The sequence below is a fragment of the Paenibacillus guangzhouensis genome, from assembly GCF_009363075.1.
Classification (GTDB): Bacteria; Bacillota; Bacilli; order Paenibacillales; family Paenibacillaceae; genus Paenibacillus_K; species Paenibacillus_K guangzhouensis.
In genome coordinates this window covers 2114371-2132591 of the sequence record NZ_CP045293.1, presented here as the reverse complement: position 1 = coordinate 2132591, position 18221 = coordinate 2114371, and the positions used below count along the sequence as shown (strand labels likewise).

Annotated in this window: 13 protein-coding genes; 12 read left to right on the top strand and 1 reads right to left on the bottom strand. The window is 40.9% G+C overall.

Translation table 11 applies throughout. From position 1 onward, the window contains the following. Nucleotides 1–74 precede the first annotated feature (74 nt). From GCU39_RS09655 to GCU39_RS09635, 5 genes are all read left to right on the top strand, one after another. Nucleotides 75–1181, top strand: a complete 1107-nt coding sequence (locus tag GCU39_RS09655) for an aminopeptidase (protein WP_152393317.1) — start codon at nucleotides 75–77, stop codon at nucleotides 1179–1181. A 432-nt stretch (nucleotides 1182–1613) separates the two neighbouring features. After that, nucleotides 1614–3644 carry a methyl-accepting chemotaxis protein gene (locus GCU39_RS09650; RefSeq protein WP_152393316.1) on the top strand — a complete coding sequence of 677 codons (2031 nt, stop codon included), beginning with the start codon at nucleotides 1614–1616 and terminating at the stop codon, nucleotides 3642–3644. 432 nt (nucleotides 3645–4076) lie between these two features. Beyond that, on the top strand, nucleotides 4077–4634 hold the full coding sequence (locus tag GCU39_RS09645) for a TetR/AcrR family transcriptional regulator (protein WP_152393315.1): 558 nt from the start codon (nucleotides 4077–4079) through the stop codon (nucleotides 4632–4634). A gap of 190 nt (nucleotides 4635–4824) precedes the next feature. Beyond that, on the top strand, nucleotides 4825–6207 hold the full coding sequence (locus GCU39_RS09640) for an alpha/beta hydrolase family protein (RefSeq protein ID WP_152393314.1): 1383 nt from the start codon (nucleotides 4825–4827) through the stop codon (nucleotides 6205–6207). A 105-nt stretch (nucleotides 6208–6312) separates the two neighbouring features. Further along, on the top strand, nucleotides 6313–7359 hold the full coding sequence (locus GCU39_RS09635; protein WP_152393313.1) for a protease inhibitor I9 family protein: 1047 nt from the start codon (nucleotides 6313–6315) through the stop codon (nucleotides 7357–7359). A 968-nt stretch (nucleotides 7360–8327) separates the two neighbouring features. Here the strand turns inward: GCU39_RS09635 and GCU39_RS09630 are convergent. After that, a complete protein-coding gene (locus GCU39_RS09630; RefSeq protein ID WP_193726847.1) occupies nucleotides 8328–9455 on the bottom strand; it encodes a GntR family transcriptional regulator in 1128 nt (375 codons plus the stop codon). 244 nt (nucleotides 9456–9699) lie between these two features. Here GCU39_RS09630 and GCU39_RS09625 point away from each other — a divergent pair, with 244 nt between their 5' ends. The 7 genes from GCU39_RS09625 (at nucleotide 9700) to GCU39_RS09595 (ending at nucleotide 18219) form a co-directional block, all read left to right on the top strand. Beyond that, entirely contained in the window at nucleotides 9700–10926 is a 1227-nt protein-coding gene (locus GCU39_RS09625; RefSeq protein ID WP_152393311.1) for a glycoside hydrolase family 125 protein, read from the top strand. 64 nt (nucleotides 10927–10990) lie between these two features. Continuing rightward, nucleotides 10991–11893, top strand: coding sequence for a carbohydrate ABC transporter permease (locus GCU39_RS09620; RefSeq protein WP_152393310.1), 903 nt, complete (start codon nucleotides 10991–10993; stop codon nucleotides 11891–11893). A gap of 31 nt (nucleotides 11894–11924) precedes the next feature. Next, nucleotides 11925–12758: a carbohydrate ABC transporter permease gene (locus GCU39_RS09615; RefSeq protein WP_193726846.1), complete on the top strand. Its 834-nt coding sequence runs from the start codon at nucleotides 11925–11927 to the stop codon at nucleotides 12756–12758. Nucleotides 12759–12873: 115 nt separating this feature from the next. Further along, nucleotides 12874–14199 (top strand): ABC transporter substrate-binding protein, encoded by a 1326-nt coding sequence (locus tag GCU39_RS09610; protein ID WP_152393308.1) that lies wholly within the window; start codon nucleotides 12874–12876, stop codon nucleotides 14197–14199. A 96-nt stretch (nucleotides 14200–14295) separates the two neighbouring features. Next, nucleotides 14296–15825 carry a glycoside hydrolase family 76 protein gene (locus GCU39_RS09605; protein WP_152393307.1) on the top strand — a complete coding sequence of 510 codons (1530 nt, stop codon included), beginning with the start codon at nucleotides 14296–14298 and terminating at the stop codon, nucleotides 15823–15825. Nucleotides 15826–16272: 447 nt separating this feature from the next. Further along, complete coding sequence (locus GCU39_RS09600) at nucleotides 16273–16827, top strand: GNAT family N-acetyltransferase (protein ID WP_152393306.1); 555 nt, start codon at nucleotides 16273–16275, stop codon at nucleotides 16825–16827. A gap of 354 nt (nucleotides 16828–17181) precedes the next feature. Beyond that, nucleotides 17182–18219, top strand: a complete 1038-nt coding sequence (locus GCU39_RS09595) for a serine hydrolase domain-containing protein (protein ID WP_152393305.1) — start codon at nucleotides 17182–17184, stop codon at nucleotides 18217–18219. The last annotated feature ends 2 nt before the right edge of the window (nucleotides 18220–18221 follow it).

The following is an 18221-nucleotide window of genomic DNA, read 5'->3' as shown; positions in this document are numbered from 1 at the left end:
TACCAATAGGGGAGAAGACTTGATATAGTTTCCTTCTTCTTTATTCTAAAAACCGATAGGAGAGGTGTTAATGTATGTTCGATCAACGACTTACGGATTTAGCTGATATGCTCGTAAACTATTCTACAAATGTGCAAAAGGGCGACAATGTATTAATAGATTCAACTGGAATCGATACATTATTAGCAAAAGAACTTGTCAAAGCCGTGCAGAGAGTAGGTGGGAACCCATTCGTAAATCTGCACGATATCTCTGTACGTCGACAGCTTTTATTAGAAGGGACGGAAGAACAGTTTAAGACCTGGGCTGATGTTGATAAATATCAGATCCAAAAAATGCAAGCTTGTATTATTATCGATGGTGGGCAGAACATCTACGAGATGTCAGATGTACCCAATGACAAAATGCAGCTGTTTTCTTTACATTACCAACCTACTATGAAGAAGTTTCTGAAATCAAAATGGATCTACTTACGTTATCCGACTCCATCTATGGCACAGCTGACAAGTATGAGTACAGAAGCGTTTGAAAACTTCTATTTTGATGTTTGCAACGTGAACTATGGTAAAATGGCAATTGCCATGGAATCTTTGAAAGATTTGATGGAGAAGACAGACCGCGTTAAAATCCAAGGGCCAGGTACGGAGCTTACTTTTTCGATTAAAGATATCCCGGCAATACCATGTGCTGGTGTAAACAATATTCCGGATGGAGAAGTATATACCGCTCCGGTTCGTAATTCAGTGAATGGTGTTATCACATTTAACATACCTTCGCCATACCAGGGATTTACCTTCGAAAACGTTCGATTGGAGTTTAAAGACGGGAAAATCATCAATGCGACAGCAAACAATACTGAGAGGTTAAACAAAATCTTAGATATGGATGAAGGTGCACGTTATATAGGGGAATTTGCAATAGGAGTAAATCCAGTAATTAGGGAACCAATGCAGGATATTTTGTTCGATGAGAAAATCGAAGGTAGCTTTCATTTCACACCGGGGCGATGCTACGATAATGCATCCAATGGGAATGAATCAGCAATCCACTGGGACATGGTGATGATCCAACGCTCAGAGTATGGTGGAGGAGAGATTTGGTTTGATGATCGACTAATCCGAAAAGACGGACGTTTCGTGGTTCTAGAACTGGAAAAGCTAAACCCCGAAAATCTAAAATAGTTCAAACGAAGGAATTTCATCAGAGCAACAAGACTAGTAAAGAAATTTACGTTTAGGTTAGAGCCCGGAAAAAGAAATATGATCTACTGACCTAGAGATAAGATGAAGGCATATCCCTTTAGTCAATGCTAAGGATAGTAACGCCAGAGCCAGCCTCCTGGAGTTGAAAGTACTAGTTAGCCATCATGGGATTTTCTAAATAGCGCTACATTGAGGCGGCTAATTCTTCAAGCGAGATGAACTTTTTTCAATAAAAATCATCCACCGAAAACAGCCATTTATTCCTCTCATGGAGAAACGAATGGCTGATTTGATTAAACAAAATAAATTAGATTTTAGTTCATAAAGTGACTGTTCCGGCAAAATGTCCAGCGTTGCTTTTCTATCGAAATAGAAAAAACTTCATCAAGATTAACATTCGGAGGTATCAAGATGTTAAAGAATATGACTAGTGTTTTGACTAGGCGAGGTATTGGTAGAAAGTTATTTTTGATTTTTATGCTTATGGTTTTACTGCCAAGCTGTTTAATAGGATTCCTATCTTATACTACATCTAAATCTGCAATATCTTATGAAATTGAACAGTCAGCTAAAAAACAGGTTCACGGCTTGAATATTCTTATTGATCGAGTTGTAGAACCTATTATGAAAGATATTGATATCCTAACCAGATCAATTAAACCAGAAATGTATCAGGGACTAGTGCAGAACCCTACTCTTAATATGGCATCTAATCCAGAAATTCAATCTTTCTTCAAGCGGTTTAAATCAGTACACGAAGATGATACAGAGGTTATCTCGCTCGTAGCAATAGATGGATCTTTTGTCATGGAACCACAAAGAAAATTTGCAAAAGATTACGATGCACGTAAGCACGAGTGGTATACCAAAGCTATTGAGAATAAAGGGAGCGTGGTAATATCAGAACCATATTTTTCATTAGAATCTCAGAATACTGTGGTATCTATTTCTAAAACAACTGATGACGGCAAAGCGGTCATGTGTGTTAACCTGTTGCTATCTAAATACCTTACGAGTGTAGCTAATGAAATGAATATTGGTGAAGAAGGATACACGTATATCCTTGATGACCACAATAAAATCCTAGCGCATCCAAGTATTAAAGCAGGTGAAGAGTTAATTGGGGATGACTATCAGAAACTTAACTCTAAGCACGGAAATATCGACACTAAAGTAAATGGTAAAGATGCAACATTGTACTTCGTTACAAATGAATTGACTGGTTGGAAAGCAGTGGGAGTACTTTATGATTCTGAGCTTTCTTCCCTTACTAGAAATACTATCATTATAACAATGACCATGATTATTGTGACAATGGTTTTAGCGTTGATCTTTTCTTTAAGAATTCAATTGACCCTCGCTATTCCATTGCGTTCGATTTCATCTAAACTTCAAAGACTAGCAAAGGGGGATCTTACTGTTGATAAAATGATTATAAACTCCAAGGATGAAATAGGGGAGCTTTCCGTAACCTATTCATCTCTTCTAGAGCGTTTGAAAGTTCTAAGACATGAGATTAATGGAAGTGTTAATACTCTTAACAGAGTTACGGATATTCTGAGTACTGAAACAGAGGCAGTTAACCAATCAGCTGATATAATTTCGGATTCATGTTATAGTGTTGCGGAGTCTTCTAATACACAGAAAGATAGTGCGTCTGAGGTGTCTACTGCATTACAAGCTAATGCAACCGGTATCTCTGAAGTAGCTAACAGTGCAATTGAAATCGGAAGTCTTTCGAGCATTACCAATTACAAAGCCGCTCAAGGTGTCGAGGCAGTTGGGAATACCGTAAACCAAATGAGTGACATTTCTTCATCCCTGTCAAATCTAATGGAACATATAGGTACTTTAGTAGACCGCACTTCGAATATCAACAGCCTTGCCTCGGTTATCTCTAATATTACTAGTCAAACGAACTTATTATCTTTAAATGCCAGTCTCGAAGCTGCACGTGCTGGAGAACATGGCAGAGGATTTGAAGTAGTAGCTATTGAAGTTAAAAAGTTGTCTGAACAAACTCAGACGGCAGCAGAAGAAATATTAACAGTCATCTCTAACATTACTAAAGATGTTGAAGCATCTTCTACCTCTGTACTTCGAGTGAAAGCTGAGGTAGATAATGGTGTAAATCTCATCCATGACGTAAAAGACTTGTTCACTGATATCGTAAATAACATGAACCTATTAAATGATGAGATCCAACAATTAAGTAGTGTATCAGAAGAACTTGCTGCAAGTTCTGAGGAAATCAGCGCATCTGTAGAATCTTTGACTGGAATCTCTTATGCTACATCTCAGGAGGCGAATTCTATGATGCTGGCAGCAGAAACCCAGAAGGGGTCTGTATCTAAACTTGGAGAGACAGTTACATCTGTCGTTAAAACAGCCAACAACCTTAAAGAGAACATTAATCAATTTAAACTTAGCAGTGAGGAGTAACCTCTTACGACTCATAAAATTTCTATGCATGGGGTTTAGTATAATCTGTCCTCCTAATGTGGCTTAATCATATCATTAGCCGGAGCTGCATTCTGTTCATCGTTACACTTCAGATCAAACACCCATGTTAATAGCCTTATCTATAATTATAGCTTTTTGGCAACCGTATTATGGTGAAAGAATTGAAAGGCTAACAATTCTCTCAGATATATGTAAATGGTTTTCTCTTGTTATGTTAGGTTTTACAATGGGTCAATTCAAATTTTTTGACTGCAGTATATATTGCTGAAAACGTCTAACCTATATGTTGTTGCAAATCTCAGCCACATTTGACCTCAAAGAGATAAAGAGTTACACTAAAATTGTACCCAGAGTACTGCAAGGTATCTATCGGTACTATCGTGTGATCTTATTTTGAGAGGTGAAATAGAGATGAAAGAACGGATTGCCAAAACTGCTATCGTACTATTTCATGAAAAAGGGATTAAATTTACAATGAGTGATTTAGCACATGATTTAGGTGTAAGCAAAAGCACACTATATGAGCATTTTCCGTCCAAGGATGAACTTATAGGTTATGTGATACAGCAAGTAAACGAAGAAACCGAAAGACGTTTCCGTGAAGTTATCCAAGATTCAAATTTGACCATACCTGAAAAATTAAAAGGTATACTCTTGATTGTACCTCATGATTTTCAGAACAGCTACGTACGATTACTGGTCGAACTCCGGCGATACTACCCAGAACGTTGGAGGGAAATGGAACAAGCCATAAATGACGAGTGGGATATAATTACTAGCCTTATAGAAAAAGGCATCCACAGTGGTGATTTTCGTCCGATGGATATTCCATCATTGATCCAAACACTCAATTTGTTAATGACATCGATTTTCGATCAGCGTAATATAGCTTCCAGTCAAATCACAGTACAACAATCTCTTTCAATGATAGTAGATATCATATTGCATGGAATTGTGAAGCAAGACTAAGTTTATTTCGAGAGAGCTGGGAAAAACAATACTTCAAGTTGCCGTTTTTCTCAGCTTGTTATTCGTATATATTAGTATTGTACTTAAAATAATTTTGTAGTACTAAAAGTACAAGTACTCAAGATAAAAAAACTAAATGGTAGTACATATAAATTTTTGATAATGAAAATGAAGACAGGTGAGGACATCGATGAGATTTTGGGAGATTGGTTTTATAATTGTTAATTTCGTTCTTCTGGCATGGATATTATTTACAGAAACAGGAAGAAAACGTTGGTCTATCATCGCTATGACAGTTGCTTATTGTTTGCTTATCGTACAGCTTACCGTTGAAGGCTATCGTTGGCAGATGATTCCGGCATATTTTTCTCCAGTTATATTGACAGTGTGCTTTCTATTGAAAATACGGAAAATAAACGTCAGGAATTGGCTACAGATCACGGTTAAGACATTGTTACTGTGCATATATTTGTCTGTTGCGGTTGCATTGCCTACAATCATGCCAATGTTCTCACTTCCAAAGCCAAACGGACCGTTTATGGTCGGGACAACGCTGTTTTACTGGGTAGATCATCAACGGGAACAACCGTATACGAAAGATCCTAGAGATCGTCGTGAACTGATGGTCCAGATTTATTATCCGGCAGGCGATGAAGGAGAGGGGAATCGCGAGCCTTATCTCCGCAATGCACGTGAAGTTGGAAAGGGGCTGGAAGGAGATTTGTCCATCCCCGCATTCACTTTTAGCCACTTGGATTCGGTGAAAACGAATGCGTTCACAGAAGCCCGGATATCAAATGCGGAGAAACAATATCCCGTTTTGTTATTCTCCCATGGTTTTAACGGTTTTCGTAATCAAAACACGTTTGAAGTCGAGGAGTTAGCGAGTCAGGGTTATATCGTGATATGTATCGACCATGCCTATAATGCTGCGGCTACCGTCTATCCAGATGGTCGAACCGCTTATTTTCAATCAACTAATATTACTGGTTTTTCCGATGGAGACCGCCATATTCAGTTATGGAAGGATGATGTCGCTTTTGTGCTTGATCAAGTTGAGAAGCTTAACCGAGGGGGGTTAGACGACCGCTTTAAAGGAAAAATCGATACCTCTCGAATTGGGATGTTCGGGCATTCTTACGGTGGAGCTACCGCAGCCCAAATGTTGGCGGAAGATTCCCGCATCAATGCAGCCATTGATATGGATGGTACGTTATATGGGGCAAAGATTAAAGAATCGGGGATTGGCAAACCGTTTCTGCTCATGAGTGCGGAGATGAGTGAAGATGATTCCGATGAATTTTCTATAGAAGAGAAGCATCGCAAAAAATGTGCGCTTGCTGGTGGCGGCATGTCGTTGATCATTCCTAATACGGATCATACAAGCTTCAGTGATTTTCATCTGATGTCACCATTATTACGAAGTCCGGGCGAAGATCCGCGTTATGTTCATCGTATTATTAATGAATTCAGTCTCGCTTTTTTTGACCTCTATGTGAAACAGGGAGGGAATATTTCGGCCCTAGAAAAGCTGTCCGAAAAATACCCAGAAGTTAATTTTAAAGTGAATTGACAAGCGATTATCTAAATGTAAATATCCGAGAAATAGCTCATTGTATATATATTAGTCATCGGGATATTGCAAAATCTTAAATAACAATGAAAGTAGGAGAAATTAATGAAATTACTTAATCGAAAAAAAATAGCCATTACTCTTGCAGCTACCATTGCAATTGGAGGAATAATTTCTTCCGTCGATATGAATACTCTCGTTTTTGCTGAGAAAAAATCCTCGGATGAAGTTTCTATTCAGCCAATGCATATTTCGAATGAATTGTATGCGAAATTAAAAAATGCGAAAGTCTCAGACAAATTTTCTTGTATTGTTACTTTCAATTCACATGTTGATGAAAAAGAGTATGCAGCCCTAGAAAAGAATATCGGAAAAATTAATAAAGAACTAACTTATAGTAAAGGCATGGAAGGATTTTCAGCAAAACTAACTAAGAAGGAGATTGAACTTTTAAATAACAATTCAAATGTTTCAAAAATAAAATTAGTATCCGAATTTCTAGTAGGAAAAGAATTGACTATTGCTTCTAAGTTAAATGGAAATACTGACGGTTGGATTGGTGGCTTTGCGGATTATCCAGAACAAGACAAATCCATATATCAACTTAATTATTCTCATAAGCCAATGCCTAAAGAGCTGAACAATAAGAATAAAGCGCTTTTTTTAAGTGGTGTTAACCGTAGTGATGACTTGTTTATGTTTGTGAAGAAAAATTTACTCAAAGGTTCAAAATTAAAACCAAATACCACCTATAGTGTGACATTTGACTTCGAGATAGCTACAAACGCTAGTAGTGGTCTTATAGGAGTAGGTGGATCGCCAGGGGAAAGTGTATATGTGAAAGCGGGAGTAACAACGCAAGAACCTAAACCCCAGCTAAATAAGGAAGGCTTTTATTTGATGAATATTGATAAGGGGGATCAATCCGAAGATGGCAAAAATTCATTATTACTTGGTAATTTAGCAAAACTCAAGTCTGATGACGATAGCTATGAGTTAAAAACATTCACTAACAAAAACAACCCATTTATTATAAAGACAAATGCTAAAGGAGATCTTTGGATTTTTATTGGCACTGACTCTGGATATGAAAGCAAGACTAGTATTTATATTCCTAAGATTAATGTGAAAATTAGAGAAATAAAAATGTAACTTATTTGTATACTAAGCGGATTCAATTAAAAGCAACTCTAGTTCCGTTCATTGAAAAGAAAGAGGTACCAGGTGGCATTACTTCTCCTTTAAATTACAAACCTATGTTGAGCAGGCTTTAGATATATTCATGGCGAAGCGGGTTAAACACTAACAGGACACTATTAGTTTATAAATAGCTACAACGCAGGTCCCGAGAAGTTGGTTGGCACCCGTGTTTTGCTTTACCTTTTTTATAGGAAGTGTAAATAGTCCGGTATATACCAGATACAGAAATACCGCCTTAATTGGACAATGGGCGGTATTTCTGTATCTGGATAGAGATAGCTCGGGACAATCTGGCCCGAAGTCAAAGGAGGGATTGCAACATTCCCATTAGGGCTTGATTGAGAAATCAGACTCCCTAGGTGTATGAACGAAGCGAACACCTTTATTATATTGCTATACGAGAAGCTAAATGCTACTTCTAAAAATAATCAAAGTCTATCTAGCCTTTTGAAAACGATAATCGTCAATATAAATTAGGAAAAATAATCCAACATTCTAAATTAGAAGTTGTATGTTAATCATTGTTTGAAATCATTATTGTATCTTTTTCCATAATATTAACCAAGCCACATTTGCCACTGATCCATTATAGGTGCATCTATAATCAAGTTTGTTCAAATAGTCTAATTTGTATAACTAATCAGCATTTTAAAATACTCCAATATATCCCTTCCGACATTATTCTAGCAACTAAGTTACAGGACTTAAGGCAGTTCTATCTCTTTTCATATATTGTGCAGCACACGTTGTATCATCATCATTCGGATTAAGTGATTGCTCAGCGAAACGATTATCCTCAGCGCTTGAAACTACTCTATACATTATATTTTTGCAACATAACTGTCTCTCTTGAGGTAAGTACATTGCCAGAGGGGCGACGGTTGAGAGGCTGAGGACTCTCCTTAAGGTCGAGCAACCGCCTACCGGTTGCTCTTGATAACAAGCGAATGCTCAATAATGCTTAGTGTAGGCACCTCTTTGTTGTCCCATTGCTTGTTCAAGAGCTCCACCACCTGGTGACCCATCGTCACTTCATCCTGACGTACGTAGCTGAACAAGGGGCTGGAGATCGGATGCTCCATGGAGTCGAAGCATACAATTTCGAATGTTCTTGTCGTTTGCATTTCTTGTATGACTTTCTGCAGATTGACGGCAAGCAAATATTCGCACACGACAAAGGCTGTGATCTGAGGATGCTGGTCGATAAAGTCTCTCAACATGAGCTGGTCCTTCAAAATATGCCCCTCGTGTTGATGGTTCGGCAGAGTTGAATATAGTGCAGTGTTGATATATTGGTGCTCGACGCCGACCCCACTATGCAGCATTGCTTCTGAATAACCCAGAATCCGATCTTCGATCGTGGACGTGTTCTCGGGTGGTGTAGACAGGAAAGCGATGTGGCTGTGGCCGCTATCGGTCAACAGCTGCGTCAGCTCGTAAGCGGCCTTTTTGTTATTGGTGCAAACTGAGCAGGCGGGGATACCCTTTAAATATCGGTCCAACAGCACAAGAGGAAACCCATCCAGCACCAATCGCAGCAGTTCACTATTATAATGCTCACCGTGCACAGGTAAAATAATCAAACCGTCGACGCCCATCTTCACAAGTGAACGAATGGAGAATTCTTCTTCTTCCCGGCTGTCGTGCGTGAGCTTAAGAATCATCCGTATGTGCCGCTCGGCGCATTTGAGTTCAATAGCCCGCAGCAGCTTAGAGCCGAAAGACTCAGTAAAATCAGGCAAAATAACGCCGATCAGCTTCCAGTTGTCATGTGAAGGGGGTTCTGGGGCTTCATGTTGCGGTTCAGAAAGTTCCAGCTGATTCAGATCCGGCAAAACCTTGGCGACATACGATCCTTTGCCTCGATGGCGTTCGATAAGTCGAGCATTCGACAATATTCCGAGAGCTTTCTTCGATGTAATGCGGCTCACATTGAACTGCTCGGCCAGTTCTAATTCAGTAGGGATTCGATCACCCTCTTTTAATTTACCTGATTTAATATCTTTCAAGATCGCTTGATATATTTTCTCATACAAGGTAACGCTCATCTCATTCATCCTTCTTTATTTATAATATACCAAACATACCATTTAATTTATAGGATTGCAATATGAACTGTAAGCATTGTTATTCTGAACACATCTAGGAACTAGGAGGGAAAATATTACAACGATATTTTGTATTGATATGTTTGGATTGTAATATATTATGAATAAATATATTGACATACCAAATGTTTTCGTAATACAATCTGTTCATCGGATCAAACCTACATACGAAGAGGTGAAGAACATGTACACTTCGATCTATGACAGGATCGATATGATCAAGAAAAAGTTCTCTACATCTCAACCTGAGCTTGTTGAGATGTTTAGGAAGTGCTACCCGAATACATTGGAGACAACCGTTGAGCTTTTGTCTGACAATACGACCTTCGTCATCACCGGAGACATCCCCGCGATGTGGTTGCGAGATTCTTCGGCGCAAGTGAGGCCTTATATTGCAGCAAGCCGGGAAGATGAGGATTTGCAGAGAATGATTCGGGGGTTAATTCATAGGCAAGCCCAGTATATTTTGCTTGACCCTTATGCAAACGCCTTCAATAAAGAGCCGGACGGCTCTGGACATCAAACAGATATTACGGAGATGGGGCCACACATCTGGGAACGTAAATTCGAGCTCGATTCATTATGCTATCCGGTGCAATTGGCAAAGGATTACTGGGAAGCAACTCGCGACACGAAGCTGTTCAATGACACATTACATGAAGCTTTGTGTCTGATTGTGCAAACAATGCAGACGGAGCAGCATCATAATGAGAAATCGCCATATTCCTTCGAACGAAGCGCAGAGCATCGCGTGCTGCCGTCGGATACGATTCCGTTCCGAGGGAGAGGAACCCGTACGAACTATACAGGCATGATATGGTCCGGATTCCGGCCTAGTGACGATGCTTGCAAATTTGGCTTCCTAGTCCCGGCAAATATGTTTGCCGTGGTCGTACTTGGGCACATTATTGAGTTTGCGACGGAAATCTACCTTGACTTTGAACTAGAGTCCTATGCAAGGCAACTTCGAGACGAAATCGAGTTTGGTATTCAAACCTACGGCATCTTTCACCATCCATTTCATGGTCCGATTTATGCCTACGAGATAGACGGATTCGGCAACTACAACTTGATGGATGATGCAAATGTGCCCAGTCTACTGTCGATTCCGTATCTTGGCTATCGGGCGGCAGATGACTCGGTTTATCGGAATACTCGCGCTTTCGTTTTGAGCCAGAATAACCCTTACTATTATGAAGGCAAATATGCGCGGGGGGTAGGCTCACCGCACACGCCGGAAGGTTACGTTTGGCATATCGGGCTCATTATACAGGGTCTTACGTCGGTCTATCAAGATGAGCGAGACGAAATCATCCAAATGCTACTCCAGACGACAGCGGAGACGGGGTTTATGCACGAGAGTTTTGATCCCCAGCAGCCTAAGACATTTACTCGACCATGGTTCGCTTGAGCCAATAGCCTGTTTGGCGAATTTGTATGGAAGTGGGCCTTTCAAGAAGAGGAGGGAAGTTTGCATGAAGCCAGTATCCACCCGAGCGTCCCGTCGCGGTCATAATGAAATCCGGATTGGCTACTTGTTCATCTTGCCGGGGATCATCGGTTTTCTCACCTTTGTAGCTTACCCGCTGCTATCGTCCGTGTACTATTCGATGACTGAGTGGAGCGGGTTCGATACACCAAAATTTGTCGGTCTGAAAAACTATGTGCATATGTTTACGGTTGATCCATTATTCTGGAGCTCGGTCCGACTCACATTCTTGTACGCAGGATTGGGTGTTCCACTCGGACTTGTACTCGGGCTTCTGTTGGCGTTGTTGCTGTTCAAACCGATTGCTGGAGTTAAAATTTTCCGTACACTGTTCTATTTGCCGGTCGTTCTACCCGCTGTCGCTTCGACGACGTTGTGGTTGTTCATCTATCAACCGCAATACGGATTGCTTAATAACGTTCTGCGTGTGTTTGGCATCGAGGGACCCGATTGGCTGAACGATTCGAAGACAGCAATTTTGTCCTTGGTTATATTGATGCTTTGGGGAGTTGGTGCGAACATGATCATTTTCTTGAGTGGACTGCAATCGGTTCCTAACGATATCTACGAGTCGGCTCAGATCGATGGCGCAACAAAATGGGGCCGATTCTGGCATGTGACGATCCCGATGATTACCCCAATTTTACTGCTGCAGTTTATTACTGGCTTGATTAATGCGTTTCAAGCTTTCATTCAGCCGGCTCTGTTGAATGGAAGTAAGGATTCGGTGAATCCGAATATCAATCTAATGAACTTCGATATTTACCGCAGAGCGTTCGGCGGGCATGATTTCGGTTATGCGATGGCGGAGGTATGGGTGCTTGTAGTGATTATTCTGATCGTTACGATCTTTGCATTCCGTCTTAATCGTTACGTGCATTATCAATGAATAATTAATGGGTAAGGAGAGTAGAGGTAGAATGCCACAGAGCTTCACTATTCGATCAATACGCTTCATTGTTCTGTTGATTGCTGCGCTGTCGATGGTGTATCCCATTTTGTGGATGCTAACGATTGCGCTGCAAAATAGCGATGGACTCTTCAAAGTACCGCCGGAATGGTATCCGACCGAATTCCGGTGGAGCAACTTCTGGAAAGGCGCTGAACAAATTCACTTTTTAAGTGCGTTGATGAATACTGTGATCATATCCGTTTCTGTAACGGTTGGGCAGGTGCTTAGCTCCGTACTGATCAGCTACGGACTGACTCGCATCAAATTCCCAGGGCGCGACTTATGGTTTTATTTGTTCATATGCAGTCTCATTTTACCGCCGATAGTTAGCTTGATTCCGGTATTCTATATCTTCTCCAAGTTGAATTTGTTTGACACATGGTGGCCACTAATTTTGCCTGCTTTCTTTGGAAGCCCTTTCCATGTGTTTCTCGGACGTCAATTTTACAGCAGTATACCGTTCTCATATGACGAAGCGGCCAAGATAGACGGCGCCAATCATCTTCAAATCTTAACAAAAATCATTGTTCCAATGTCGAAACCAATGATCGTGACGATGGCGATTCTCTCGTTCCAGACAGCATGGGGAGATTACTTGAATCCAACCGTTTATATTCTGGATCAGAAATTATGGACGTTATCGTTGGCGATCGGCGGTTTCGTGAATGCGACAGGGACGACGTGGAATTTGTTTATGGCAACCAACCTTTTGTATATGCTGCCGCCACTTATCTTATTCTTCGTTGCCCAGAAATATTTCATGGAAGGTCTCGGCTCTATGAACAATGCAGGTCTAAAATAGCAGCGAGGACTTTGATAAGGAGGTGAGAGTTGAAACTATGGCATGCGCAACGGCAGTCTGGGGATTTGATGCACAAGCAAAGTGTTTATTACCCTAAGGGAGGGAGGATTCTCAAATGAGAAAAGCGATGAAAGTAACGGTTAGTTCTATCGCAATAAGTGTCATGATTGCAGGCTTGCTGGCCGGCTGTAGTTCTTCGAAACCATCTGATACGGTCCCGGAGAAGGCAGGTTCAACTTCCCCGGCAGAATTGGGTAAAGAACAGATCAAATTGACCATGATGACGTGGGAAGGTGCGGATTTCACAGAGGAGTTCAAGAAGGATCTGAAGAAATTCGAGCAGGAGAACCCGGGCATTACGGTCGAGGTTCTTCCATCACCGCTCAAGGACTATACATACAAGATTAATGAATTGCTGTCGATCAATAAAGCACCTGATGTGTTCTACACCGGCAATGATACTGAGCTCATTTTCGGCAAGAAGGGGCAACTGTACGACTGGACGGATAAATTCAAGCAGGATAAAGACTTCTCGAATCAGTTCTATCCAGGCATTATCGACAACTGGCTCGTAGATGGAAAGTTGTACGGCGTTCCGGGGCTACTCAATACGTATGGCATTTTCTATAATAAGAAAATGTTCAAAGATGCGGGAATTCCGGAGCCAAAGAACGGATGGACCTATAAAGAGATGTTGGACGCTGCAAAGAAGCTGGCAAAACCGGGCATGTTCGGATTCTATGACTCTCAGAACGATCCGTTCGCGTTTTCGAACTATTCCGTGTCTTCGGGCGATGCGCCATTTGCTGATTCCATCACCGATGCGAAGAAGGTAACGGTCAGTAACAAGTTTATCGATCTCGTCAATATGTATAGGGAAGGCGTAGCTGGGGGATATATCGCGCCTTTCAATCAGCCGACCGATCAGTTCGCGGCTTTGTTCAAGCAAGGTAAAGCACCGATGTTCCGAGGGGGTCAATGGTTTGCTGACGATTTCATCCGCAATGCCGAAGACTTGGATTTCGGCTATGTCGCCAGCCCGATCGTGGATAAGCCGGTCGCTACCTATGATGCGGTTGGCTTCGCAAGCCCTGCCAAAGTGGCGAACCCGGAAGCAGTCTATAAATTGATTAAATTCGTGAGCACGCAAATGTATGAACAAGCGCTCGTCAATTTCCCTGTCGCTCCGACGGCATACGCACCTTCCTCGAAGCCTTATTATAACAAATTGAAAGAGTCGGGACATGAAGATGTGGGCGCTGCGATCGATTACATGCTCAAAGCTGACAAGCAACCGGTCCGCTTCATGGAGACGTGGGCGGCTAAAGCGACGCCGTTCATTGACTCTACCTTTAAGAACGTGATTGACGGTAAAGCGCCAATTGGAGATTTGGAAAAAATGGAAACAGGGATTAACAGCGTGATTGCCAGCGCTAACTAACAATCATTTTGAATCGCAGGGGGTTCCGGCGTCATTGAAGCGGAATTATGGAATCCCCTTTAAATCAATACCCCATTTTGAGGAGGAGAGTTTAAAATGAGTGACCATTTCAAAACGCTTGGCAAACTGGTTATTGCGGGTATGACTTCTCTGTTGGTTGTATCGTCAGCTTCAGTTACGAATGCGAATGCATTCGTTGCAAATGAAGCGGATAGCGTCATCACTAATTTCAACAACCAATTTTATGATTCAACTTCCAAACAGTTTAAAGAAACAAATGGTAGTAATGGTCTCATTAATTCCTTTTGGGAAACTGCCGAAATAATTGAACTTATCGAAGATGCTTATGACAGAACGCATAGCAACACTTACAAGCAACAAGTAATAGATCTCTATGATGGTGTTGTGGCCCGTTGGGGAACAAATTGGCTTTCGATTCCTGGTTTTGGCGATTATAATGACGACATGATATGGATGACGATCGCTTCTCTTCGTGCTTATCAAATTACAGGCGATACGAAGTATCGGACGCAAGCGAAGTCGATCTTTGATCAGGTGTGGGCTCGGGCCTATGATACGGTGCTTGGAGGAGGGCTTTGGTGGAACACTTCAAAACATGAAAAGAACACTTGCATAGTTGCGCCTGCCGGAATTGCCGCAGTGCTTCTGTCCGATGCGCTTAACGATAGCACTTATTTAACGAAAGCCTCTACTCTTTACACATGGTTGCGCGGTACGTTGTTTAACACATCCACAGGCAGCGTCGGGGATAACAAGAATTTGGACGGCACTATAGACTATACCAATTATACGTATAATCAGGGAACTTTTATCGGTCTGGCACATCTGCTATATAAGAAAACTGGAACGACATCATACTATAACGATGCATTGTTGTCGGCAAATTTTACAAAGAACAATATGACCGCTCCGGGTACTGATGTGTTGCGTACCGAAGAAGCAACGCCTGACCAGCCGGGATTCAAGGGCATCTTTGCGCGTTACGCCGCAAGATTCGCTGTAGAATACAACCTGAGCGATATAATTAGTTGGCTGCAAAACAATGCAAATACCGTGTATAATCATCGTAATTCCCTAGGTATAACCTACCATCATTTCCCGGAATTTTTGACAACAAGCACGACTTCATCTTGGGGAGCCAGCGGCGGCGCAGTACTTATGCAGGTAGTTCCACCCGACGGACTCATTATTAATTTGACGTTAAATAAAACTGCGAGTTCTAATGGGAACGTTTCCGGTGAGACTCCGACGTTGGGTGTGGATGGCGCGATAACCAACAACTCGAAATGGTGCGGCAACGCTTCTGGAGACAAGTGGCTTAGTGTCGATTTGGGCGCCTCGCATACTATCAGTCGTTGGGAAGTGCAGCATGCCGGAGCAGGAGGTGAGACTTCAGCCTATAATACTCGTAATTTCAAGTTGCAAAAGAGCACGGACGGTACAAATTGGATAGATGTTGATACAGTAACTGGCAACACAGCCAATCAGACAATTCGTCAAGTAGCTTCATTCACGGCTCGGTATGTACGATTATATGTGACGCAAGCGGAACAGAACGGCAACGGAGCAGCCAGAATTTACGAGTTCGAAGTACTTGGAAACTAGTGGTAAATTTTCCCTTGATGTGCGACACTTAGCTAACTCCATTCCATGAGACTCTGGGCACCTTGTTTTTGGGTGCCCTTTAATTTTTTATATGAATCCTAATCTAATAGCCTTCAGACAGGGCCGTGTCGGCAGAGCCGTTGAAATGATCAGGGTGGATATTTTTCTATTGAACATGAATTTCCTCCTCGTTGGCCGCGTATTAACGGCTTTTTTTGTTTTAACGATATATGTTCTTGTCAAAAACGAATGACAAGAACATATATCGTTTGCCGATTGAAGACAAGAGCATATATTGTATTACGTAAATGAGGACGATTATCAATAATAAAATGATGCAGATTGATCAGAGGCGTTAAGCTAACGGGCAGGATAACTTGAAATATCTGTAGAATTATTATTGGCGTGCTGGAAGAACTTTTTCATGGGATGGAGAGAAGATAAAAAATGAGTTTTAATGAGTCATTTCAAGAGTTTCCTATTATCGAAACAGAACGTTTAATATTGCGCGAACTTCAATCCGAGGATGCAGAAGATTACTTTAATTATTTCTCTAACAAGGAAGTAACAATGTTTTGGGGATATGATTGTCCAAAAGATGTAAAGACAGTTGCAAGCACCTTTGTACGCTTTAGTAATGCGTTTAAGAGAAAAGAAATGATTGTCTGGGGAATATCTGAAAAGGGAACTGATAAGATTATCGGTACGTGTATATTAGGTAACTTTGTAAGAGGGTCAATGGCAAATATCAGTTATAACCTATCGCGTGAACAATGGAAAAGAGGCTTCATGTTAGAGGCATTAGGCGCCATAATACCTTTTGGGTTTAATAATTTAGGATTGCATCGTATTCAAGCAATGGTAATGCCCGAAAATAATGCGTCAATAAGTTTATTGGAAAAATGTAATTTTAAGAATGAAGGTCTGTTAAGGGCATACTCTTTTGGCACTTTATTTACCGATACCCTCATATATTCACTCCTAGCTGAGGAGCTCAATTAAATAATAGATATTAAATCGATACTTTGTTAACCTAACGGGACACTATAGCTTCATTAAAAACGCGGCTGCCGGCACGATCGGCAGCCGCGTTTCACTAATGGGCAGTATAGCGTGGTAGGCAGTTAGAATTAGTGATTCGCTTATGAATTGATTTATGATATGATTCTCTGCGCTGTCTGTAACGGCAAGTTTCCAAAAAAATTCGAAGAAAAATAGGGATAAGAATTCCTTGCGGAACCTTTTCCCTACATATATTATACCATAAAAAAATTTGTAATATAAGAATTTAATTTACCATATTTACCCTGTAGAATAGCTTTGATCGGAAACTCAAATCAAGGAGTTGGTTGCTTAGTGACAAGTTTAGTAAGTGAAACCCATTCTAGGGCACATGACTACATGGAATATCAAACCAAGTTAGGTCATTTTAGCGGCTCTATCCTTATTGCCAAGCAAGGAGAAGTTATACTCAATAAGGGATACGGAATGGCAAATCTTGAACACGCAGTCCCAAATACCCCTCAGACTAAATTCAGACTTGGTTCTACAAGCAAACCCTTTACTGCCATTGCAATTTTACTGTTACAAGAACAAGGACTCCTAAGCATACATGATCCTATTGATCACTTCCTTCCCGACTACCCAAACGGCCACAAAATTACAATACATCACATTTTAACACACACCTCTGGCATACCGAATTTTACACAACTTCCAGATTACGCTGAATTCAAAGGGATACAATCCAGACCAGAAAATACCGTGAATCGCTTCAAAAATCTTCCGTTAGAATATGAACCTGGAGATCAATTTAAATACAGTAACTCTGGATACGTATTGCTGGCACACATCGTCGAATATATTTCAAAAGAAACGTTCGATGTTTTTTTACAAAAACACATTTTTACACCCTTAAATATGCTTAACAGTGGTTGCGATAACCATAAAACTATCCTAAAAAATAGAGCTTCCGGTTATGAGATAGACAACCACAAAGTTGTAAATTGCGAGTTTATTGACATGTCCATCCCAACTGGTGGTGGAAGCCTCTATTCAACCGTTGAGGATCTATATTTATTCGATCGTGGACTATACACGGACAAAATTATTAATATTGCCTCAGTTGATTTGATGCATAACCCCTATGTAACTTCTTATCAGTATAGTGCCTCTTATGGGTATGGTTGGTTTATCGCAGACGATAAATTTGGAGATACCAACAAACGACGTATTGGTCATGGTGGCGGCATATATGGATTTAAATCTGAATTTAACCGTTACGTTGACGAAAATGTTGTCGTCATTGTTCTAAGTAATTTATCGATTACTCCAAAAGAAAAAATCGCTTCCGACTTAGCAGAAATAGTTTTTACTGAAACAAACCACATTTAAAG